The 17,289-nt window shown below is 59.3% G+C and carries 28 protein-coding genes; 13 read left to right on the forward strand and 15 right to left on the reverse strand.

The window, feature by feature from the left end; all coding sequences use genetic code 11:
- The first annotated feature begins 324 nt into the window (after positions 1-324).
- Positions 325-795: an HXXEE domain-containing protein gene (locus LGR44_RS00580; protein ID WP_226736113.1), complete on the forward strand. Its 471-nt coding sequence runs from the start codon at positions 325-327 to the stop codon at positions 793-795.
- On the opposite strand, the gene LGR44_RS21885 is transcribed toward LGR44_RS00580, so the two are convergent.
- Complete coding sequence (locus LGR44_RS21885; protein WP_319004790.1) at positions 790-1,107, reverse strand: HNH endonuclease signature motif containing protein; 318 nt, start codon at positions 1,105-1,107, stop codon at positions 790-792. The genes LGR44_RS00580 and LGR44_RS21885 overlap by 6 nt on opposite strands.
- Positions 1,108-1,254: 147 nt before the next feature.
- Between LGR44_RS21885 and LGR44_RS00590 the strand changes: the two genes are divergently transcribed.
- Positions 1,255-2,052: a phosphotransferase gene (locus LGR44_RS00590; protein WP_226736117.1), complete on the forward strand. Its 798-nt coding sequence runs from the start codon at positions 1,255-1,257 to the stop codon at positions 2,050-2,052.
- 20 nt (positions 2,053-2,072) lie between these two features.
- Here the strand turns inward: LGR44_RS00590 and LGR44_RS00595 are convergent, their stop codons facing one another.
- On the reverse strand, positions 2,073-2,492 hold the full coding sequence (locus tag LGR44_RS00595) for an HNH endonuclease (protein ID WP_319004791.1): 420 nt from the start codon (positions 2,490-2,492) through the stop codon (positions 2,073-2,075).
- Between LGR44_RS00595 and LGR44_RS00600 the strand changes: the two genes are divergently transcribed.
- Positions 2,431-2,967, forward strand: coding sequence for a hypothetical protein (locus LGR44_RS00600; protein WP_226736119.1), 537 nt, complete (start codon positions 2,431-2,433; stop codon positions 2,965-2,967). The two genes, LGR44_RS00595 and LGR44_RS00600, sit on opposite strands and share 62 nt — an antisense overlap.
- Before the next feature lie 24 nt (positions 2,968-2,991).
- On the opposite strand, the gene LGR44_RS00605 is transcribed toward LGR44_RS00600, so the two are convergent.
- Positions 2,992-3,147: a hypothetical protein gene (locus LGR44_RS00605; RefSeq protein ID WP_226736121.1), complete on the reverse strand. Its 156-nt coding sequence runs from the start codon at positions 3,145-3,147 to the stop codon at positions 2,992-2,994.
- A 106-nt stretch (positions 3,148-3,253) separates the two neighbouring features.
- On the opposite strand from LGR44_RS00605, the gene LGR44_RS00610 reads away from it, so the two are divergent.
- Positions 3,254-3,460: a hypothetical protein gene (locus LGR44_RS00610; protein WP_226736123.1), complete on the forward strand. Its 207-nt coding sequence runs from the start codon at positions 3,254-3,256 to the stop codon at positions 3,458-3,460.
- Positions 3,461-3,816: 356 nt separating this feature from the next.
- Here the strand turns inward: LGR44_RS00610 and LGR44_RS00615 are convergent, their stop codons facing one another.
- Positions 3,817-4,701 carry an arginase family protein gene (locus LGR44_RS00615; protein ID WP_226736125.1) on the reverse strand — a complete coding sequence of 295 codons (885 nt, stop codon included), beginning with the start codon at positions 4,699-4,701 and terminating at the stop codon, positions 3,817-3,819.
- A gap of 441 nt (positions 4,702-5,142) precedes the next feature.
- Between LGR44_RS00615 and LGR44_RS00620 the strand changes: the two genes are divergently transcribed.
- Positions 5,143-5,934 carry a phytanoyl-CoA dioxygenase family protein gene (locus LGR44_RS00620; protein ID WP_226736127.1) on the forward strand — a complete coding sequence of 264 codons (792 nt, stop codon included), beginning with the start codon at positions 5,143-5,145 and terminating at the stop codon, positions 5,932-5,934.
- Between the two features lie 194 nt (positions 5,935-6,128).
- On the opposite strand, the gene nusG is transcribed toward LGR44_RS00620, so the two are convergent.
- From nusG to LGR44_RS00670, 10 genes are all read right to left on the reverse strand, one after another.
- A complete protein-coding gene (gene nusG / locus LGR44_RS00625; RefSeq protein WP_226736129.1) occupies positions 6,129-6,755 on the reverse strand; it encodes a transcription termination/antitermination protein NusG in 627 nt (208 codons plus the stop codon).
- Positions 6,752-7,042: a sigma factor-like helix-turn-helix DNA-binding protein gene (locus LGR44_RS00630; protein WP_226736132.1), complete on the reverse strand. Its 291-nt coding sequence runs from the start codon at positions 7,040-7,042 to the stop codon at positions 6,752-6,754. The genes nusG and LGR44_RS00630 overlap by 4 nt, the downstream gene beginning before the upstream one ends.
- Positions 7,039-7,221, reverse strand: a complete 183-nt coding sequence (locus LGR44_RS00635) for a helix-turn-helix domain-containing protein (protein ID WP_226736134.1) — start codon at positions 7,219-7,221, stop codon at positions 7,039-7,041. The genes LGR44_RS00630 and LGR44_RS00635 overlap by 4 nt, the downstream gene beginning before the upstream one ends.
- A 207-nt stretch (positions 7,222-7,428) precedes the next feature.
- A complete protein-coding gene (locus LGR44_RS00640) occupies positions 7,429-7,971 on the reverse strand; it encodes a hypothetical protein (protein ID WP_226736136.1) in 543 nt (180 codons plus the stop codon).
- 88 nt (positions 7,972-8,059) lie between these two features.
- Positions 8,060-8,767 carry a hypothetical protein gene (locus LGR44_RS00645; protein ID WP_226736139.1) on the reverse strand — a complete coding sequence of 236 codons (708 nt, stop codon included), beginning with the start codon at positions 8,765-8,767 and terminating at the stop codon, positions 8,060-8,062.
- Positions 8,764-9,024 (reverse strand): hypothetical protein, encoded by a 261-nt coding sequence (locus LGR44_RS00650; protein ID WP_226736141.1) that lies wholly within the window; start codon positions 9,022-9,024, stop codon positions 8,764-8,766. Before LGR44_RS00650 ends, LGR44_RS00645 begins: the two co-directional genes overlap by 4 nt.
- Positions 9,024-9,485, reverse strand: a complete 462-nt coding sequence (locus LGR44_RS00655) for a hypothetical protein (RefSeq protein WP_226736143.1) — start codon at positions 9,483-9,485, stop codon at positions 9,024-9,026. The genes LGR44_RS00650 and LGR44_RS00655 overlap by 1 nt, the downstream gene beginning before the upstream one ends.
- Positions 9,485-9,742, reverse strand: a complete 258-nt coding sequence (locus LGR44_RS00660; protein ID WP_226736145.1) for a DUF2312 domain-containing protein — start codon at positions 9,740-9,742, stop codon at positions 9,485-9,487. Before LGR44_RS00660 ends, LGR44_RS00655 begins: the two co-directional genes overlap by 1 nt.
- Complete coding sequence (locus tag LGR44_RS00665; RefSeq protein ID WP_226736148.1) at positions 9,742-10,041, reverse strand: helix-turn-helix domain-containing protein; 300 nt, start codon at positions 10,039-10,041, stop codon at positions 9,742-9,744. Before LGR44_RS00665 ends, LGR44_RS00660 begins: the two co-directional genes overlap by 1 nt.
- The gene (locus LGR44_RS00670; protein ID WP_226736150.1) at positions 10,038-10,538 is read right to left on the reverse strand and encodes a phage regulatory CII family protein; all 501 of its coding nucleotides are present in this window, start codon (positions 10,536-10,538) and stop codon (positions 10,038-10,040) included. Before LGR44_RS00670 ends, LGR44_RS00665 begins: the two co-directional genes overlap by 4 nt.
- A gap of 281 nt (positions 10,539-10,819) precedes the next feature.
- Between LGR44_RS00670 and LGR44_RS00675 the strand changes: the two genes are divergently transcribed.
- Together LGR44_RS00675 and LGR44_RS00680 are read left to right on the forward strand one after the other, a co-directional pair.
- On the forward strand, positions 10,820-11,065 hold the full coding sequence (locus LGR44_RS00675) for a hypothetical protein (protein WP_226736152.1): 246 nt from the start codon (positions 10,820-10,822) through the stop codon (positions 11,063-11,065).
- Positions 11,066-11,497: 432 nt separating this feature from the next.
- Positions 11,498-12,277 (forward strand): LexA family protein, encoded by a 780-nt coding sequence (locus LGR44_RS00680; RefSeq protein ID WP_226736154.1) that lies wholly within the window; start codon positions 11,498-11,500, stop codon positions 12,275-12,277.
- Positions 12,278-12,976: 699 nt separating this feature from the next.
- Here the strand turns inward: LGR44_RS00680 and LGR44_RS00685 are convergent.
- A complete protein-coding gene (locus tag LGR44_RS00685; RefSeq protein ID WP_226736156.1) occupies positions 12,977-13,222 on the reverse strand; it encodes a hypothetical protein in 246 nt (81 codons plus the stop codon).
- A gap of 452 nt (positions 13,223-13,674) precedes the next feature.
- Between LGR44_RS00685 and LGR44_RS00690 the strand changes: the two genes are divergently transcribed.
- The 6 genes from LGR44_RS00690 to LGR44_RS00715 all read left to right on the forward strand — a co-directional run bounded on the left by LGR44_RS00690 (position 13,675) and on the right by LGR44_RS00715 (position 17,244).
- Complete coding sequence (locus tag LGR44_RS00690) at positions 13,675-13,980, forward strand: hypothetical protein (RefSeq protein WP_226736159.1); 306 nt, start codon at positions 13,675-13,677, stop codon at positions 13,978-13,980.
- A gap of 10 nt (positions 13,981-13,990) precedes the next feature.
- Positions 13,991-14,155 (forward strand): hypothetical protein, encoded by a 165-nt coding sequence (locus LGR44_RS00695; protein WP_226736161.1) that lies wholly within the window; start codon positions 13,991-13,993, stop codon positions 14,153-14,155.
- Positions 14,156-14,943: 788 nt separating this feature from the next.
- Positions 14,944-15,708, forward strand: coding sequence for an ERF family protein (locus tag LGR44_RS00700; RefSeq protein WP_226736163.1), 765 nt, complete (start codon positions 14,944-14,946; stop codon positions 15,706-15,708).
- Positions 15,708-16,340, forward strand: coding sequence for a lambda exonuclease family protein (locus LGR44_RS00705; protein ID WP_226736165.1), 633 nt, complete (start codon positions 15,708-15,710; stop codon positions 16,338-16,340). Before LGR44_RS00700 ends, LGR44_RS00705 begins: the two co-directional genes overlap by 1 nt.
- A complete protein-coding gene (locus LGR44_RS00710) occupies positions 16,340-16,855 on the forward strand; it encodes a hypothetical protein (protein ID WP_226736168.1) in 516 nt (171 codons plus the stop codon). Before LGR44_RS00705 ends, LGR44_RS00710 begins: the two co-directional genes overlap by 1 nt.
- Complete coding sequence (locus LGR44_RS00715) at positions 16,855-17,244, forward strand: hypothetical protein (protein ID WP_226736170.1); 390 nt, start codon at positions 16,855-16,857, stop codon at positions 17,242-17,244. The genes LGR44_RS00710 and LGR44_RS00715 overlap by 1 nt, the downstream gene beginning before the upstream one ends.
- The last annotated feature ends 45 nt before the right edge of the window (positions 17,245-17,289 follow it).

Raw genomic sequence — 17,289 nt, forward strand, 5'->3', positions numbered from 1 at the left:
TAATCGACGTCAGCCCCGTTAGCTTTCCGTTGAGACAAGCTAGGGTGGCTTCTACCTGGACTGTTGCTTACTGCCTTCACGATTGAGAGCGAGGGCCTCAGGGGATGGCGTTTTTGACGGGGCTGGAGTTGCTGGCGGCTATTTCTGTGGCTCCAGCGGGAAAGCACCATAAGGGCCACCCGTCCACCCTACAACCTGGAATCGTCCTCGCTCCCTGCCCTAGCCCAGCGTTAAGATCGCTATGCGTTGACACTTGAACGATTTCCCTGTGGACTTCGGAAACGTCAAACGGCGAAGCCTAAGTAACCTTTGTCTGGGGGGACGATGACGTACGAAGCAGTGTGCTGGCTCCTCTTAGGCGCATACGCAATCCATATCCTCGAGGAGTTTGCACTAGATTGGCGAGGCTGGGCGCAGTCTGTCCTCAAGTTGCCCGTTGACTGGCCTACGTTCTACGTGACGAACTCGGGAGTCGTGGTGCTCGGCTTTGTGGCGGCGCAGACGGCTAACACACTTCCAGTCATCGGACTAAGTTTCGCTGCACTGATGCTAATCAATGCTACCTTCTTTCACGTCTTACCGTTCATCGTGTTTCGGGGACGCTTCTCGCCAGGTTTGATTACGGCGGTTACCCTCTTCTATCCTGCCGCTGCTCTTGCGTACATTGTGGCCGCCGACGCTGGGTTGATCGGTGGAGGAATGGTGGCGACGTCTTTGGCGATCGGTGCAGTCCTAATGGCCTACCCTATCGTCCTCCTCCACCTCAAAGGCCGACCTTACTTCAAGCAGTCATAGCGGCCAGCCATCTTCACCAACTGCCTGAAGCCTTCCTCGCTCCTCTTGCTGCTTGTCCCTATCGTGATGGGGCTTGCACAAGGGCTGCCAGTTATCGGTGTTCCAGAATAACTCTTGGTCGCCTTTGTGCGCTTGGATGTGATCGACCACCGTAGCCGGGGTGATGCGCCCTTCCCTCTGACACATGCCGCAGAGCGGGTTCTGCATCAGGAAGGCCCTGCGGGCATTGTCCCACCGGGTGGTGTAGCCTCGCTCTCGGGCTGAGCCTCTGCGCTGCTCGTATTCCTTGTTGCGGTTTCTGTCGCACTTCATGAGCTGGTTTGCAGTTGCAACCTCCAAGCCGGGAATAATCTGCGCATGAGGGGGCGCGGGTGCGGGGGCTGAGCCTAATCCTAGACTTTTGACTCCCCCACCCCGTCAGATCAGTATTGAAGTCTCAGAGCAGGCAGGAGTCCGTTGATGGACGAACGGAATGACGCTGAAGAGCAACCGCTCTCGGGTGGCGGTCGAACGGCTGTTGCTCGTCGTGGCAATGTCATTGTCCGGGAGACCGGGCCGTGGGCCTCGTCTGTTCATGCATTGCTCCGGCACCTGCAGCAGGTAGGGTTCGCAGGAGCGCCGCAGGTCGTGGGTTCAGGCTTCGATGAACAAGGTCGAGAGCTCCTCACATACATTGAAGGAGAGGTGAGAAATCCCGCACCGTGGTCAGACGACGCCATATTCGAGCTTGGGGCCATGATGCGCCGCCTACACGATGCCACTGCATCATTTAGAGTCCCAGACAATGCTACCTGGCGAGCTTGGTTCGGCCGCAGTGTCGGTATTCCGGATATAATCGGCCATTGCGACACAGCCCCTTGGAACATCGTCTCTTTGGATGGCAAACCTATTGGGCTTATTGACTGGGAAGTCGCGGGCCCAGTGGACCGGCTGACGGAGCTTGCCATGGCTACCTGGAATAATGCGCAGCTCTATGACGACGATGTGGCTGAGATGAACGGGCTACCAAGCGCCGCATCGCGCGCGCGTCAGGTCCGCATTTTTGCCGAAGGATATGAACTCTCTGCTGATATGCGGCATAGGCTCACCTATAGAATCATAGAGTTTGCTGCGCAGAGCGCCTCCAACGAGGTGATCGAGCAACAGATTACCCCTGAAACGGAGCACGCGCCACGAGTATGGGGCATCGCTTGGCAGACGCGAAGTGTCGGATGGTTGATCCGAAACCGTGAGCTCTTGGAGGACGCCCTTAGATAGAACCCGAGCAGACACTTCAGTTACGATGCCTGCCCTCTTGCCCTTCGTGCCCTTGCCTGTGCTGTTTTCTTCTGATGGTGCGCGTGGCAGAGGAGTTCGATGTTGTTCGGATCCAGATCGGCACCACCATCCTTACGTTCGATGATGTGGTCTGCGATGATGCGGTCAGTTGATCCGCACCTCCGGCAATAGGCTCCTCGTTCCCTCTTGAGCCTCGCTACCAATTCCCTCCACTCTGGCGAGGTGTAAAAGGGATCTACCGACTTGGGTGGAGCCTTGAGCCTTGGAGGCATAGACGCAAGTCGGGGCTGGATGTTGGTGAGTTTAGCCACGCGCTGCAGCCCTCTGCTATAATGGCTATGCAGTTGGGAGTTAATGATGGACTTCAATAAGATTGAGATCGAAGAATGGCCTGAGATGCATGACTTCAGGCGACTCATGGCGCAAGAGTTTGGCGGCGGGACCGATCGAGGCCTAGTACTGTTGGGAGCATCAATGCTTGACGAGTTGCTCCGTCGCCTCCTTGAGTCCAGGATTCGAGAGGAAGTCGCCGACGAGCTTTTGCTCAGCGATAGACCACTCGGCAGTTTCTCTGCGCGTGTTAAAATTTGTTACGGGCTTGATCTCATTACAGATCGAGAATTCAAAGCCTTGGAGTACGTGCGCAAAATTCGAAACGCATTCGCTCACAAGATTGATGTCAGTTTCGAGACGCAATCCCTTCGCAATCTCTGTGAAAACCTGTATGAGGCGGCCCCGCTCACGAACGGGCAACCCACCTCAATGAGGGCCGCCTATGACGAGGCCTGTGTGAGTCTTGCCTTTTTGTTAGTACACCATACACAAAGGGTGAAGGGCGTCGAAGAGGTCACCACAGGGCCGACAGGCCCTCGCATCCAAGGCATCGAGCCGTAGGTTTACTCCCGCTTTCAGGAAGGCTCAAGCCAGACGCAGGAACCGCCGATGCTCCTTCGTGAGCACCACCCTGCGGTCGGTGTGGAGGATGAAGACCTGCTTCTTCCGCATCTCAGACAGTTGGAGCTCGGTCTGATTTTCCCTGAGTGTCAGGGTGAGGAAGCGGAGGAGGATGTCCATGCTGGCACCTGTGGATTTCGGGCGCAGATTTTGCGGGCCGTTAACCATCACTTTGTTGCCTTATTCACTTCTGAGAGGATGTTCTTGCCAAACAAAGGAGAACCGAATGGCAAAGAACGTAGATGAGATCCTCAAGAAGGCAGAGGACGACATTGCAGCGAGGCAGAAGCGTCGTCAGAATGTGGCTCTCGAACACATCGGGCCTACTGCCCTTGAAGAACTTGTCAACGAGGTGCGGAGGCTAAGAGCCGAATTGGAAGCCCTGCGGTTCACTGTTGCTGCTGGCATTGTGCCGGCCATAAACCGCAAGTAGGCCCCCGCCCTAGCCTATCTCAGCAGCCCCAGCCTCTCAGCGATGCTCTCTTCTACGTAGAGGTTGGGGCTGATCTCTATCATGAAACAGCCGTCGTCTCGGCGATTTGTCTGGCGGGATTTGCGGGGCTTTGACGAGGACGCAAAAAAGCCGCCTCGGAATGACCGGGCGGCGTGCGTTCATAAAGCTAACGCACTCCGGGTGAAAATCACCGAGAGTGCTATGCGTCTATAACTAGCGCCATGGGCAATCCGTTGCAAGAGTCTCGCATCGTTGTTCCCAGAAACCATTGTTGGACTGGCCTAAAGGCAGTCGAAGACCAAGTACGTTCCATAAGGCCCGCTCCGCGAAATCCGTCAATTCGGCTCTAACGAGCGAGTTGATGCTATAGCCATGAGAAACTGAGTGGCTGCTTGCAGGATGCGATCCTCTCGATCCCATTGAGGATCATAGGATGCGACAGTGGCGGCTGCGACCGTGAATTGTTCCGTGACAGCAGCAACGATATCAATGATCTCCTTTGGCAATAGGCCACCCTCGGGCGCAAATTCGTTGGCAGGCGCAAATGCAGCGTCAATGACGTCAACATCAAGGTGAAGATAGATGCGGGAGACACCCTGTCGCTGAAGTGCGTCGAGGGCCGTTTGCAATGCGTCCCTGGCACCGAATTCTCGGATTTGTTGGGGACCTATCGTCGTAATCTGGGAGCTGTTAAGGACAGTCCGGGCTCCCTCATCCATGCCATGCCCGCCAACCAGGATGACGTGCTTGTCAGGAAGTGCTCGATAGCTTGGTATAGTGGCGCAAAGCGCCTGCCAGCAGCGGCCAGTCAGCGTGCTTAGTCCCATGGCATCGAGGAAGTCCCCTGTGAAAGTCTCAGGTGTATTGCAATCCCCATGCCCATCGAACCATAGCACACCAACAGCGTCATCGGGATAGGCGTGTTGTATGCCGGAAACGGTGCCGAGCGAGCTGTTGCAGTTACCTGAAAGGACGAGCGGAAGGGCACCATCTCGGATTGCGTTTGAAACCGCCGCTGCCGTCTCGCGGTGCAAGTCAAAAGCTGTTCCAATCTCCGTTGGGAATGGAGATTGGGCCTCGACGGGAATAAGCCGCGTATCAGGATCTCGCGTTCGAAGCTGGTTGAGGATGCCCCTCTCAACGAGATGGAGAGGTCCAGCACCCATGCGGCGCCCCCGGTGCCCGGAGTCGTACGGGATCTGAAAGAGGCGCAGGCTCATGAGACTTCGAAGCTCCAAAGTTGCGTTTTTTGCCCAATATTTGGCGTAAGTTTTCGGAAGAATAACTGCTCTCGCTAGAGCTCTCAAAAGAGCAGCTTAGACTAGAGCTATACTGGATTTGGATAGAGTACAATCATAAAATCTTCCGAATACGCTGAAACGACACACTATCCGGTTCCATAAAGGGCATTACGCGCAAATCGCGGACACTTTTCTCACACCTGCGCGACCACGCTTCACCACTAATGATCTCGAAAGGGTCTTGAGGGCTGCCGCGCTGGTGGCTTGTGTTCATAGGACAGCTAGCCTACCATCGGCTGCATGATGTTCATGTCCACATTCTTCCCCCTGATCTGAACGATTGACGTCGTCGCTGCGCAATAAGCGCCAATCAGGTTTCACGGCCGGTCAGAAATGGCGGCCGAACGGAGAATTATGGATATGCCGAACTTCGGTTCCTCGGGTCTGAGCCATGCTCAGATCGATGATTTCATTGAACACGGCTACCTGAAGCTCGAACACGCTTTCAATGCCGAACTCGCGCGTCAGGGGCGGGACGAGCTATGGACGGCTATGGGTCTTTCCCCCAACGAGCCTCACACATGGACACAGCCAGTCATCCGCCTTGGCTTCATGTCAGGGTCAACCTTCGTCGCGGCCGCAAATACCCCGCGCTTGCACAGCGCTTATGATGCGCTTGCGGGCGAGGGACGCTGGCTGAAGCCAACTGGACTTGGAACGTTTCCGATCCGCTTCCCCTCCAAGGATGACCCTGGCGATGGCGGCTGGCACGTCGACGTGAGCTTCGGATTTGAGAACCCCGATTTCATGCAGTGGCGCGCTAACGCGAAAAGCCGAGGCCGCGCGCTGCTGCTGCTCTTCCTGTTCTCGGATGTGGACCCGGAAGACGCACCGACAGTCATCCGCAAGGGCTCTCATGCCCATATCGCCCGGCAGCTGCTGCCACATGGAGAGAACGGCCTGACGCTGGGGGAACTTGCAGCCGACGGTTTCGCGTCGACGGAAGGCTGCGAAGAGGCTTTGGCTACGGGTCAGGCTGGCACTGTCTATCTGTGCCACCCGTTCCTGGTGCATCGGGCGCAACCGCATCGGGGAACACAGCCCCGCTTCTTAGCTCAACCGCCGCTTCTGCCTAGAGGCGAGTTCGACCCTTCATTGCCACCATCCCCAGTGCAAGTAGCAATTCGAAAGGCATGCGGGCTGACCTTCTGACGTGGGGGCCCGGAGTTCTTGACTGGCTCCGGGCCTCAGCCACGGTCCTGCAGGTAATGATGCTCATTGGCTTGCAATCGCGGTGAGGCATTCCATAAACAGCCTTTCGCGAAATCACAGCTGGAATTCCGGATTTCGCCTGATGAGCACAATCCAGGAGTAGGATGGATTTCTGTGCAAGCCGCCTTGGCTTCTCACTCCACAGCCTCCAACCGTTGCAACTCGGTCGCTTTCAACTGTACGCGGGTCATGCGGCCCATGAACTCGACAAGAACATCTACCCTGCCCTTTGACAGCATGGCCACGACCTGTCCTTGAAATTCGGAGAGGAACGCAGATGCAAGACGCACCTGTTCACCAGGACTGAACTGAGGGCCAACTTCAGGCAGGCGAGTAAAGTCGAACTCTCCGACCAACTCCCGATCGAGCAGCCGTGCCAGTGGATGGGGGTGGTCGTCCGGCGCCGGGATCTGGACCGGAACTCCATCATTTCGGACTAGTCCCTCGACTCCATCCACGCCACGCATCCGGTAGAAGTCCTGATCTGGCTTGATGCCGAGGAAGAGGTAGCGGGGGAAAAGCGGGGACTCCCGTTTCGCCTTCTTGCGGGCGTGAGTGATCCAGCGTTTCGTCTGGGGGAGATAGGTCTGATACCCTGCCCTGCGGAGGCCGAGCTGCGCCCTCCTCTCGCACTTGGGATTGCAGACGACCACGAACCAGGTGAAGCCTTCGAATGTCTCCGGGGGCGTGTGGTCGATGATCCTTGCCCTGGCATAGTGGGTCTGGCCGGGGTCTGCGGCAAGCGGATAGAGCTTTGTCATGCTGCTGCCTTCCATTCCATGCGAGCCAATGCCTTGTTGATGGCGCTAGAGGTAACGCCGAGCCTGCGGGCAATCTCACGTTGGCTGAGCCCCTGTCCTACGAGGAGCAGGATCTCCTCGCTGCGGTCGTCCAGGAACACCCGCTTGGTCGGCTTGATGTCCCTCGTGAGGTGACGGACCGTGTGAGCTGGAACGCCATAGCGGGCGGCGATCTCGGCAGGCATGAAGCCCTTGGAGCGGTCCTGACGGATGGTCTCGATGAGCTTGATAGTGACCTTGGTGCTCATGCTGCGCTCCGGTTGCCGAAGAGCTTGATCAGGCGATGATTGATGCCCCTCGTGTGGTAGGAGATCGTCGCCGCGCTGACGCCGTACTCCGCTGCGAGCTTCTGGCCGGGAGCGCCAAGGAGGCGGCGGCGCCGGATCTCCTTCACATCGAGGTTGTTGAGCTTGTTCGGCGTGCTCATGCGCCACCTCTCTTTTCAGCAAGTTTCCTGGCGAGTTCCGGGCCGACTTTCACCGGCTCGTCCGCTCGGGCGAGGTGGCGTTCAAGGTGCTGTGCGGGCGTCTCGGCAGGCTTCGGGGCTTCGGTCCTGCGCCCAGCCAGTTGGGGACGGACGACCTCCTCCCAATACCGAACGGCGCGGGCCCTCTCCTCAGGTGCCGCCTCAGGTTCATTCGGCTGCGGCACGGTCTGCCTCCATCTTCTCACGGAGCTCAGCGAGGATGCCCTTGCCGGGGTTCTTCAGGATCCGCTCACGGCGGGCCTGTTCTTCGGGCGTCTCGGGCTGCGGCTTCAGCTTGCCGGGTCCACGATCCTCAGGGCTGGCCGTGGTGGCGATGTTCTGCATTAGAGCGTCGAGCCGCTGGCGGCGTTCGGCCATTTCCGCTTCTGAAAGGGGCTGATAGCCCTCGGCGTCCAGAACCAGTTGCAGGCCGACCTTCTGGCCGATGGTAGCCATGACGAGGCTCTTGGCGCAGTCGTGGAGAACGCGCTCCGGAGGCGGGAAGGATGCGTCGTACTCGCGGCCGATCTCGCCCTTGAGCCAGCGGGCATAGGCTTCACGGACGGCCCAGGCCGGGAAGTCGCGCAGCACGATCCGGTAGCCCTCCATGCGGGCCCGCATCATGTCGTCGTCCTGGCGGGCGGTCGCATAGCGAACGATGATCGCGCCGATGGTCGCGTCGATCTCCTTGGCCGGGCCCGGGTTGGTCATCAGGTCCAGCTCTGCGACCCTACGCTCGATAAACACCCGCTGCGTCGGGTTCGGCATCGAGGAAGCCGGAAGCGTAACGACCTTTCGGTCATGAGGGCCGATCCGGTACGCGTCGTTCTTCCTCAGGTCCATGCACATCTGGTTCAGGCTCGTAGCCCATGAGGGAAGCGACCCGAGCCGCGGTGCCTTGGGGTCGAGAGGCGGGATCGGTTCGACCGTTGCGAGTTCCTGGCTGGGCATTCTGGGCTCCTCGGGAGTTGAGCATCACGCTTCGGGCGTAGCTGAAGGGGTCGCGGGTTCCGGCATGCAGGGCGGCGTCGATGCCCTGCTTCACGACATCGGGCGGATGGTCTTTCAGCGCCTTGCCGATCCACTTGCCGACACTGGCCTCGGATTTGCCCGACAGGTCGGCCAGGGCAGCCTTCGAGCTCCAGATTTGATCGTTGATCGAAACTTCCGGGGCGCGGCCGGCAGGCAGCGCCGATGCGTCAGCATCGGAACTGGGGGAGGTAGGAGGGGGGTTTGAGTTAATATCTTTGGGGGGAACCTCGGAGGGGGTGTCACGCTCCGTCACGGCCTGTAGCGCGTTGTCACGCGTGACATGCGTGACAGGCTTACGATCACGCTCTCTCTTCCGACGCTGGCGCTCGGTGGCTTGCTCTCTCTTCGCAGCACGGCGAGCCTCATCAGCGGCAGCTTGTGCCGCCAGCTGAGCCTTGACGAGGGCAGCCATCTGCTCAGCGGTCAGACCAGCGGCGACCATGGCGTCGATCATCTCAGGCGACAGTCCGCTCATGCGTCACCTTTTTGGTTCAGGGCTGCCGTGGCCTTCCCCTCGATCTCATTGAGCCACGTGCGGACACGGGCGCTGCCGAAAGCCTCTTCAGCCTTGGCGAGCTTCCCGATGCTCTCACTGGCTGCGAGGCGGGCCTCTACGTAGTCAGGGAACTTGCTGGCCCTCTCCTCACGCACGCGGCTGAAGTAGAAGAAGCCCTCAAGGGCCTGTTCCTTTGAAATGGCCAATGCGTCGGCCTGGCGAGCAAATTTCACCATCAGCGAACCTCGCTGAACTTGATGCGCAGGCAGCCCCAGGCGTTCAGGGTCTCCACCGCATCCTTGAAGGTTTCGGCAACGGCGACCTTCCAGCCCTGTGCCTTGGCGTGGTTGTGGAAGTCCTCCTGATCGTCGTTCAGGCCCTCCCCTTCCCGCTTGAGTTCAAGGCCATGGAAGACGCCCTCGGGCGAGACGAAGATGAAGTCAGGCCAGCCCGGCTTCGTGCCCATGCGCTTGAGCTTGGCGCCCGTAACCTCGTCGCGCACCTCGCCGGCCGGGAAGTGGGTCCACTGCCAATCCCTGCGGGCATAGTCCTTCAGGCACTTGGCAACCGAGAAGTGAAGACGGATCTCTTTCGGGCTTGGGAGACGCTCGCGAGAGATCACCTCGCCCGTGAACAGCGGCAGCCGAGGCTTGGGGGCTCTCTTACGCGTGCGCGTGCACGTGCGAGGGGCAGTCATCAGACCATCCCCAGCGCGTTCATGTACATCTCGAGGATAGCGTTCTCTTCCTGACGCTCGGCGAAATCCTTGCGACGGAGAGCGACGACCTTTCGCATCACCTTCACGTCGAAGCCGTTCATCTTGGCTTCCTTGTAGATGTCGGACTTGTCGCCGTTCAGGCCCTTGATCTCTTCCTCGATGCGCTCGACGCGCTCGATAAAGGCGCGGAGCTGATCGGCGGCAACGGACTCGGTGTTGAATGCTTGATCGTCCATCAGGCAGCAGCCTTTCCGGTCTTGAGGGTGCGGTAGACCGCCGAGTGAGCGCAGCCGAGGCGCGCAGCGATCTGGCGATAGTTCAGGCCCTGCTCGTGGAGGGCCTTGCAGACGTTGAAAGCGATCTTCTTCTTGGGTCCGCGCTTGAGAGGGCCGAAGGGAAGCCGGATGCCCGTGGTAAGCGCATGCGCAGTGCCCCGGCTGATCTCCGCCAGAGCGACGATTTCGCTGATGCTGTGCCCCTTGGCGCGGAGAGCCTTGGCGGCCGCAATCTTCGCGTCAGGGAGACGGCGGCTCATACTGCGCTCCCGCGGATCGGAATGACGACCTGGGCGGGCTTGAGATCCTGCCGAAGCTCGGCGAGCTCTTTCTCCTCGGCTGCCGCAGCGGCGTCGATGGCCCGCTGCTCAGCGGGATCTATCTGACCGTCAGCAAGAGCGTCAGCAATCGTGGAGGAGAGCCGCGCCTGCGCTTGGGTGGTATCGACGAGGTGCTTGAGGAGGTTCTCGCCACCGGCCTCGGATGCTTCACGCGGGACCAACTTGAACCCGGCCAGGTCGGCGAGGACGCGGAGCGTGTCGGGCTCACCGCCGCGCCGCACGATCTCCATAGTGATATCGAGGAGGACATCAGCTGGAACGTGCGTGGAGGCGTTCTGATCGGAGATCGAGGAATAGCGAGAGATTAGAGCCTGCCCTACCCTCGTCTTGCGCGCAGCGACGACAACGCCGCCGAGGCGGTCCACATCCTGATCGAAGGCAGCCTTGATGGCCGCGTAGGGGTTCCTAGCGTTCATGTAATGTTTGCCTGTTGAATTGAGGTGAAAGCAGTGCTGCTTGGAGCGATCTTCGCGGGACAGAGGTGTGGGCAGTGAACCGGGTGAGTGTAGGCCAACAGGTGGAGAGGGAACGGTCAGCACTCCTCAACCCGACTACGGGACCAGCGGGATCGAATGAGGTCGGAGCGGATCGCGAGGCAAACAAGCAATATGAATGCCGTCGGAGTGTGCGAGCCGACACATTGGGCGTCACATAAAGGCCGTAAGAGTAGTAGGAACAACTTCCGTTAGGGCACCCAATGAACGCACTGTTAGACGCAGGAGAAGCGGGCACGCTCACCTCCTACTCAGTTGGTACCGTTGATGGTCGCGAGGCCATGATGGTTCTGGATTTCGCGAGAACCCCGGAGGATCTGGTCTTCGGCACCCGATATAAACTGCCACTTGCAATGAGCGCAGAATTGGCCCGAGGCCTTGGCCAAGCACTTTTGATCGCAGCAGAAGCTGCAGAGATGGGAGCGAGCAAGTCAGACGCCATGAACTAATCATCGGCTCGCCCTCCTGATGAGGACGTAGCCGTCATGGGTGAGGAACCAGAGATGACCGTGAGCACAAAGACGATAGCGAGCGCGGCGCATCAGGCAGCCTCGCCTGCTCGGGAGCCCAAGGGCCTTGGAATGTCAGATGGCCATTCCGCACCCGCGGGCCAATGGTCCGAGAGATATTGGACAGCCCGCTCAAACCTGCCGAGGTAAAGATCACGCCCTCGCTCGATCCCTTCAAGCTTGTTCGTGTCCTGAAACAGCCGCCAGCTGACGGTCGTCTGAGGAATGCCAAGCTGCTTTCCGAAGATCGCAGCCAACCTTAGAAGATGATCTTTGCCACTCATGCAAACGAATATCGGTATTAATACCGCTGAAGTCAACGGATTAATTACCGCTCGTTTGAACGAACCAGCGCGGTTAGATTACCGCCCTATGGAACTGAGAGAAATTCTGACCCGCATCGAGAAACGCCTTGAGGTAGTTGGCCTCTCCGCGTCGGCCGCCTCGCGGGAGGCTGGCAAGCCTGATGCGATCCGGAACCTGCAGCGGGCAGTCGAGAAGGACGACCGTCAAGGAGTGAGCACCGCAACGCTAAACGCCCTTGCTCCGGTTCTGAAAACAACGGCGGTTTGGCTATTTGCGGGGGCAGGCCCAGAGGAACTAGGGTCAGGCGCGCAATCGTCAGATGCTCCGTCCAGTTCCGCCTCTGGAGCCACCCTCATCACCGAGAAGACGGCGATGGTGCCAATTGTTGGCGATGTGGAGGCCGGCGCCTTCCGAGAGGCCCCAGAGTTTGAACCCGATGACATCGAGTATGTGACCGACTACCCGGATAAAGAGTTCCCACACGCGCGGAGGATTGGGTTCAGGGTTAGGGGCGATTCCATGAACGGCCTTAAGCCCCGCCCGATGCTGGAAGGTGACAAGGTTATCGGGTTGGACTTCCACGACCTTGAAGGCCTGATGGTCCTCCGGGATGGGCTGGTTGTCGTGGTCGAGCAGACCAGAGATGGCGGCCATACCCGAGAATGGTCCGTCAAGCAGCTAGAGATCCATGAGGACAGATATGAGTTCTGTCCTCGCTCCACCAGCTTGCGCCATAAGCCGATCGTCGTACCGAAAACGGTCTTCCACGACCCGAGCGAGGACGATGGGCGCCAAGTACGGATATTGGCGTTAGTCCGACGCGTAATTAGCGATGTGACGTACTAACCCTCTCAAGGAGGATTAGCTCGCTAGGCTACGCGGCGTCCATAATTTGAAGACAGGGTGCGCCCCAAGCGGCGGGATACCTTACGGCACCGCCCGAGGCACTTACTGTCACGATCTCCACAGCGCCGCAATGTTAGCTCCTCAGATGCCGAGGTGCGCGTGCGGCCACACACTACGATACGCTCTTCGCCTTCTAACTAGGAACAATGCCAAGCTTGGGAAGTTGATCCTCTGAAGATCATTGCTCTTCCACTTACACTCCCTGGTCCTCCTCTTACCCTGGCACAAGCCAGGGTTTTCTTTTGCCAAACTAGAAAAGGCACTAGTTGGGCCCAGAGCCTCTATTCTTTGGACCTCGCGTAATGGGCTTACACTCACCCTCGATCCGCTGCTCTCCGACCATGCACTGCCGCTCTTTGGGACCTGGCTCGCCCAAAGCTGCTCCGCTCATCGCTACAAGCACAACGCCAGCAAGCGCCCCAGTTACGGGTTTCATTTCATGCTCCCTGTCGGTTGGATCGCTGTACTGACGAGCTCGGGCGAAATTGGTTTCCTTGTGCGACAATCTTCTACCGCCGAGCTGAAACCACTGTCGACCTTTGTTATTCTCTTGGCGAAGGCTCCTTTGAACATCTCCAGCCTTCCTGAAGCGGGAGGCCTCCTCATCCCGTGGCAACGGCGGGTGAGGAGGCCTTTCTTTTAGTCGCGGGGCGGCACATCGCCATGGCTCGCCAAGAACACTGGCTCATCGAAGTCCCCCATCTCTGGATCGCCTGTCTGAGAGAATACAAGCACACCGGCTTTGCTCTCAGCTAGGCGCTCTCCCCTAAGGATCGCGGCAGTCTCGCTCTGCACTTGAATTGCCTGCTCTGCCTTGAGCCCTCCTCGTTTTCCGCGGACAAACGGTTGCACAACATAGTAGGTCTTAAGAGCTGTAGCTGACATTGTGTTCATCCTTTGTTCTATCGGCAAAGAAGCCAATAAGCCGAGGTGAACCACCTTGGCAGCTCGGGCAAGGCATTTCCGTTCGGTAGGCAAATTCCTGGATCCGCTGACTCACTTCCACGGTTGACAGCCGCCGTACGCCGAACGTCACGACCGGGTACGAGTCAGTCAAGCAGTCTTGGCAACGCAGCTGGAGCTTATAGCGGTGCTCCTTTGGGAGCGGACTCTCTGGGGTAGGCGGAATGAAGTTGGCCGGCAAGATCGTCTCCAGGCGTTGATGTTTCTATTTTGTTCACTTCGTTCTGAGGAGTCGAGTCTTCAGAGCTGTGGATAGCGGGGAGCACCCAGTCGCCAGCAAGGATAGAGTTCATGCGGTATTTTTACTGATACCCTGTTGACGCGGTTTTTTTACCGTATAATCTTAGCTCATTACCTCAACGGGATGAGCCCCAATGTCCTTCGCATCCAACGCCCGCAATCTCTCGGTCGCCCATAACCGCTTTGTCGAACTAATCGATCAGGTCAATCACGCTGCCATCACTGGCCGCGACAGCATCGCGAGCGCGGCTGAAGTTTCGGTCCTGGCGCAGCAGGTTGCCCTTGCCTCCACGAACTTCTTCGAGCGTCTGACGGAAGTCCACTGCGACAACCTTGCCGTCCGTGAAACGCCCTGCGAGAATGCTGACGATTTCGCCGTGTGGGCGCGTCGTGTGGCGCACGAGCGTTACTATGCCCCCTTTCCGATGGCTGCGGAGTGAGGGCGCAATCATGAGCTGTACACACATCATCCTCTTTACCACCACGGCATCCTTTCTGATCGGAGGCATTGTCGGCGCCTACCTCGTCCACGCGCTGGCCTTCATCGGCAGCCATGCCCACTGTCCGAGCGACGAGACGGCATGGGGCGATTATCCGAATGTGGAGGGGCGCTAATGGGCACCGTGCTCCAATTCCCTCGCCGCTCTCCGGTGGTTTGCCACGAGGTCACCCAGGCCCAAGCAGATGCAGCGCAATCGGCTCCTTTCAACACGATGCAGGAATGCGTTCGCTGCTCTGACAGAGGGTGGATCTTCTTCTATCAGTCGAACGGTATTCCCGATGTCCTCCCCTGCCCTTGCGGCGGGACTGATGCCAAGCGGCTCGAACTCGGTGAGGTGTCATGATGGACGCGTCTCCGACCTAGCCAGACCGCTTCTATGCCTGGACGCCTCGCAATCGTCGGCAGCGCGCTCTCAAGGCCCGGAAACCCTTCCGCTGCTGCGACTGTGATCGACACTTCCGCACCGAAGACAAGGCGCGCCGCCACTGGATCGATACTCATGTGAGGAGAAAGCAATCATGAGCTTTCGCATCCCCAAGAAGCCCTCGTGCGAATGGAAGACGGAGGCCCTGTTCATGGGCACCCTCGCCATCATCCTGACCGGCTATCTGCTCTTCGCCTACTGGATCACGAGGTAGCGCCATGAAGCGTGTCGCATTCTGGGCTCTCGTCGCTCTGGCCATGACTTCGGCTTACGTGAACGTCTCGTCGTGGGTCCAAGACGTGGCCGATGGGCTCCTGATGGCAGAGGTAGCGCCATGAAGCCGGTTGTTCTGATCCCCCGCTGGCGAGGCCCCCAGACGAAAAGAGCCGAGAGGGTCCGCATTGAGACAACCTCCCGGCTCTGCAGAGAACTCGGCCTCCCGAAACCGATCATCAAGCTCCCGAAGGATGCCAAACCATGAGCAGCAAGAATAACGCAGTGGCCGTGCAAGAGGCCGAAATCATCGAGAACCTGCCTGCAGCTTCCCAGGCATCATCGGAAAGCGCCGCCATCATTCAGGTGATCGAGCGGGCGGCGATGAACCCGGCCGTCGATATCGACAAGATGGAACGCCTGCTCGAGATGCAGGAGCGCATCATGAACCGGAACGCGAAGGCGGCCTATACCGCAGCCCTCGCAGCCATGCAGCCGGATCTCCCGGTCATCACCGAACGGGGTGGCATCAAGGACCGGAGCGGCAAGGTTCAGAGCACATATGCCCTCTGGGAGGACATCAACGAGGCCATCAAGCCGATCCTCGCCAAGCACGGCTTCGCCCTGAGCTTCCGCACCGGCCAGGAGGACGGGAAGATCGTCGTGACTGGCGTCTTGAGCCACCGGGACGGCCACAGTGAAGAGACGACCATGTTCCTGCCGATCGATGCCAGCGGCAGCAAGAATGCCGTGCAGGCGGTCGGCTCTTCGACCTCCTACGGGAAGCGGTACACCGCCCAGGCTCTGCTCAACCTGACCAGCCGTGGAGAGGATGACGACGGCAGCGCGGCCGGCGCACCGCTCACCATCTCCGAAGAGCAGGTTGAAGCCCTTCAGGATCTCATCATCGAGGTAGGAGCCGACCCGAAGAAGTTCTGCGCCTACCTCAAGGTCGGAAGCCTGAATGCTCTCCCGGCAGATCAGTATCAGCGGGCTCTCGATGCCCTGAATGCGAAGAGGGCCAAGTAATGGGCGAGATCGTTCAGGGCTCCGCAGAATGGCTGGCGATCCGGTGCGGCCGGATCACGGCATCCCGGGTGGCTGATGTCATCGCGAAGACCAAGACGGGCTATGGCGCGTCTCGGGCGAACTACATGGCCGAACTGATCGCGGAACGCCTGACAGGCGAGCCTGCCGAGAAGTTCAGCAGCCCCGCGATGAAGTGGGGAACGGAGACGGAGCCGGATGCCCGGATCGCCTATGAGTTCCGCACGGACGCCACGGTCGAGCAGGTCGCTTTAGTTCCTCACCCGGCCATCCCCATGACCGGTGCCAGCCCTGACGGCCTGGTTGGGGACGATGGTCTTGTCGAGATCAAGTGTCCGAACACGGCCACCCACATCGACACGCTCATCAGCCAGACGGTTCCCGGCAAGTACGTCACACAGATGCTCTGGCAGATGGCGTGCACCGGCCGTCAGTGGTGCGACTTCGTTTCCTTCGACCCTCGGATGCCCGAGCATATGCGCCTGTTCGTGAAGCGGGTTCACCGCGACGACCTCCGCATCGCAGAACTTGAGGCAGAGGTTCGCGAGTTTCTAGCCGAACTCGACCGGCGCGTTGACCAGCTCGTGGCGCTCTACCGGCGTGAGGCTGCGTAATGTCGTCCGCCCCGATCATCTTCCAATGGACAGGCGAGGCAATGGCCCCGCACCCGCGCTTCCAGCGGGAATGCGATGCCTCATTCGTGGTCGGTGAGAACTACCGTCTCGCCGTTCAGGAACACCGGTCGCAGGCGAACCACAACCACTACTTCGCGGCCATCAACGAAGCTTGGATGAACCTGCCCGAGCTCATGGCCGAGCGGTTCCCCACATCGGAGCATCTCCGAAAGTATGCGCTGATCAAGGCAGGCTATCGGGATGAGCGTTCGATCGTCTGCAACTCCAAGGCCGAGGCGCAGCGCATCGCGGCTTTCATCAAGCCCATGGACGAGTTCGCCGTCGTGACCACCCACGAGGCGGTTGTGACCGTCTGGACGGCCAAGAGCCAGTCCAAGGCAGCCATGGGCAAGCAGGTCTTCCAGGAGAGCAAGAGCAAGGTTCTGGACGTACTGGCAGAGATGATCGGCGTTCAACCAGAAACCCTCACCCGGAATGTCGGGAGGGCCGCCTGATGGCCTTCCGTATCTGCGAAGACGTGGGGACCACACCGCGCCGGAAGATGACGCCGCGGCGGGCCCTGAAGCTCTGGGAGATGCACAAGGGCATTTGCGTCCTGTGCCACCAGCCGATCGACGGAGCTCGCGAGGATTGGTTTGTCGAACACATCCAGGCGCTCGAGAACGGCGGCTCAGACGAGGACGAGAGCGGCAACCTCGGTCCTGCTCACCTCTGGCACAAGGCCGCGAAGGACGCCCAAGACCACAGCCTCGCGGCCCGTTCCAAGCGTCAAAAGCAGCGTCACATCGGCATCAAGCAGCGCAAAGGCCCGCCCATGGTCGGCAGCAAGGACTCGCCGTGGAAGCGCCGCATGGATGGCACCCTCGTCCGGAGGTCCAAATGACCACCCTTTCACAGTTCCCCCTCATGGCTGGCGCTCCCCTGTCGC

This window comes from Microvirga lenta (genome assembly GCF_020532555.1).
Taxonomy (GTDB): Bacteria; Pseudomonadota; Alphaproteobacteria; order Rhizobiales; family Beijerinckiaceae; genus Microvirga; species Microvirga lenta.

Coding starts and splice junctions, on each gene's coding strand:
- LGR44_RS00600 (WP_226736119.1), top strand. CDS start 2,431: ATGGACTTCAATAAGATTGAGATCGAAGAATGGCCTGAGATGCATGAC.
- LGR44_RS00630 (WP_226736132.1), bottom strand. CDS start 7,042: ATGAGCACCAAGGTCACTATCAAGCTCATCGAGACCATCCGTCAGGAC.
- LGR44_RS00615 (WP_226736125.1), bottom strand. CDS start 4,701: ATGAGCCTGCGCCTCTTTCAGATCCCGTACGACTCCGGGCACCGGGGG.
- LGR44_RS00655 (WP_226736143.1), bottom strand. CDS start 9,485: ATGACTGCCCCTCGCACGTGCACGCGCACGCGTAAGAGAGCCCCCAAG.
- LGR44_RS00650 (WP_226736141.1), bottom strand. CDS start 9,024: ATGGTGAAATTTGCTCGCCAGGCCGACGCATTGGCCATTTCAAAGGAA.
- LGR44_RS00620 (WP_226736127.1), top strand. CDS start 5,143: ATGCCGAACTTCGGTTCCTCGGGTCTGAGCCATGCTCAGATCGATGAT.
- LGR44_RS00580 (WP_226736113.1), top strand. CDS start 325: ATGACGTACGAAGCAGTGTGCTGGCTCCTCTTAGGCGCATACGCAATC.
- LGR44_RS00640 (WP_226736136.1), bottom strand. CDS start 7,971: ATGACCAACCCGGGCCCGGCCAAGGAGATCGACGCGACCATCGGCGCG.
- LGR44_RS00675 (WP_226736152.1), top strand. CDS start 10,820: ATGAACGCACTGTTAGACGCAGGAGAAGCGGGCACGCTCACCTCCTAC.
- LGR44_RS00610 (WP_226736123.1), top strand. CDS start 3,254: ATGGCAAAGAACGTAGATGAGATCCTCAAGAAGGCAGAGGACGACATT.
- LGR44_RS00715 (WP_226736170.1), top strand. CDS start 16,855: ATGGCCTTCCGTATCTGCGAAGACGTGGGGACCACACCGCGCCGGAAG.
- LGR44_RS00670 (WP_226736150.1), bottom strand. CDS start 10,538: ATGAACGCTAGGAACCCCTACGCGGCCATCAAGGCTGCCTTCGATCAG.
- LGR44_RS00635 (WP_226736134.1), bottom strand. CDS start 7,221: ATGAGCACGCCGAACAAGCTCAACAACCTCGATGTGAAGGAGATCCGG.
- LGR44_RS00595 (WP_319004791.1), bottom strand. CDS start 2,492: ATGAGTCGCCTGAAGTCATGCATCTCAGGCCATTCTTCGATCTCAATC.
- LGR44_RS00645 (WP_226736139.1), bottom strand. CDS start 8,767: ATGAGCGGACTGTCGCCTGAGATGATCGACGCCATGGTCGCCGCTGGT.
- LGR44_RS00695 (WP_226736161.1), top strand. CDS start 13,991: ATGAGCTGTACACACATCATCCTCTTTACCACCACGGCATCCTTTCTG.
- LGR44_RS00705 (WP_226736165.1), top strand. CDS start 15,708: ATGGGCGAGATCGTTCAGGGCTCCGCAGAATGGCTGGCGATCCGGTGC.
- nusG (WP_226736129.1), bottom strand. CDS start 6,755: ATGACAAAGCTCTATCCGCTTGCCGCAGACCCCGGCCAGACCCACTAT.
- LGR44_RS00680 (WP_226736154.1), top strand. CDS start 11,498: ATGGAACTGAGAGAAATTCTGACCCGCATCGAGAAACGCCTTGAGGTA.
- LGR44_RS00700 (WP_226736163.1), top strand. CDS start 14,944: ATGAGCAGCAAGAATAACGCAGTGGCCGTGCAAGAGGCCGAAATCATC.
- LGR44_RS00710 (WP_226736168.1), top strand. CDS start 16,340: ATGTCGTCCGCCCCGATCATCTTCCAATGGACAGGCGAGGCAATGGCC.
- LGR44_RS21885 (WP_319004790.1), bottom strand. CDS start 1,107: ATGAAGTGCGACAGAAACCGCAACAAGGAATACGAGCAGCGCAGAGGC.
- LGR44_RS00685 (WP_226736156.1), bottom strand. CDS start 13,222: ATGTCAGCTACAGCTCTTAAGACCTACTATGTTGTGCAACCGTTTGTC.
- LGR44_RS00605 (WP_226736121.1), bottom strand. CDS start 3,147: ATGGACATCCTCCTCCGCTTCCTCACCCTGACACTCAGGGAAAATCAG.
- LGR44_RS00660 (WP_226736145.1), bottom strand. CDS start 9,742: ATGGACGATCAAGCATTCAACACCGAGTCCGTTGCCGCCGATCAGCTC.
- LGR44_RS00590 (WP_226736117.1), top strand. CDS start 1,255: ATGGACGAACGGAATGACGCTGAAGAGCAACCGCTCTCGGGTGGCGGT.
- LGR44_RS00665 (WP_226736148.1), bottom strand. CDS start 10,041: ATGAGCCGCCGTCTCCCTGACGCGAAGATTGCGGCCGCCAAGGCTCTC.
- LGR44_RS00690 (WP_226736159.1), top strand. CDS start 13,675: ATGTCCTTCGCATCCAACGCCCGCAATCTCTCGGTCGCCCATAACCGC.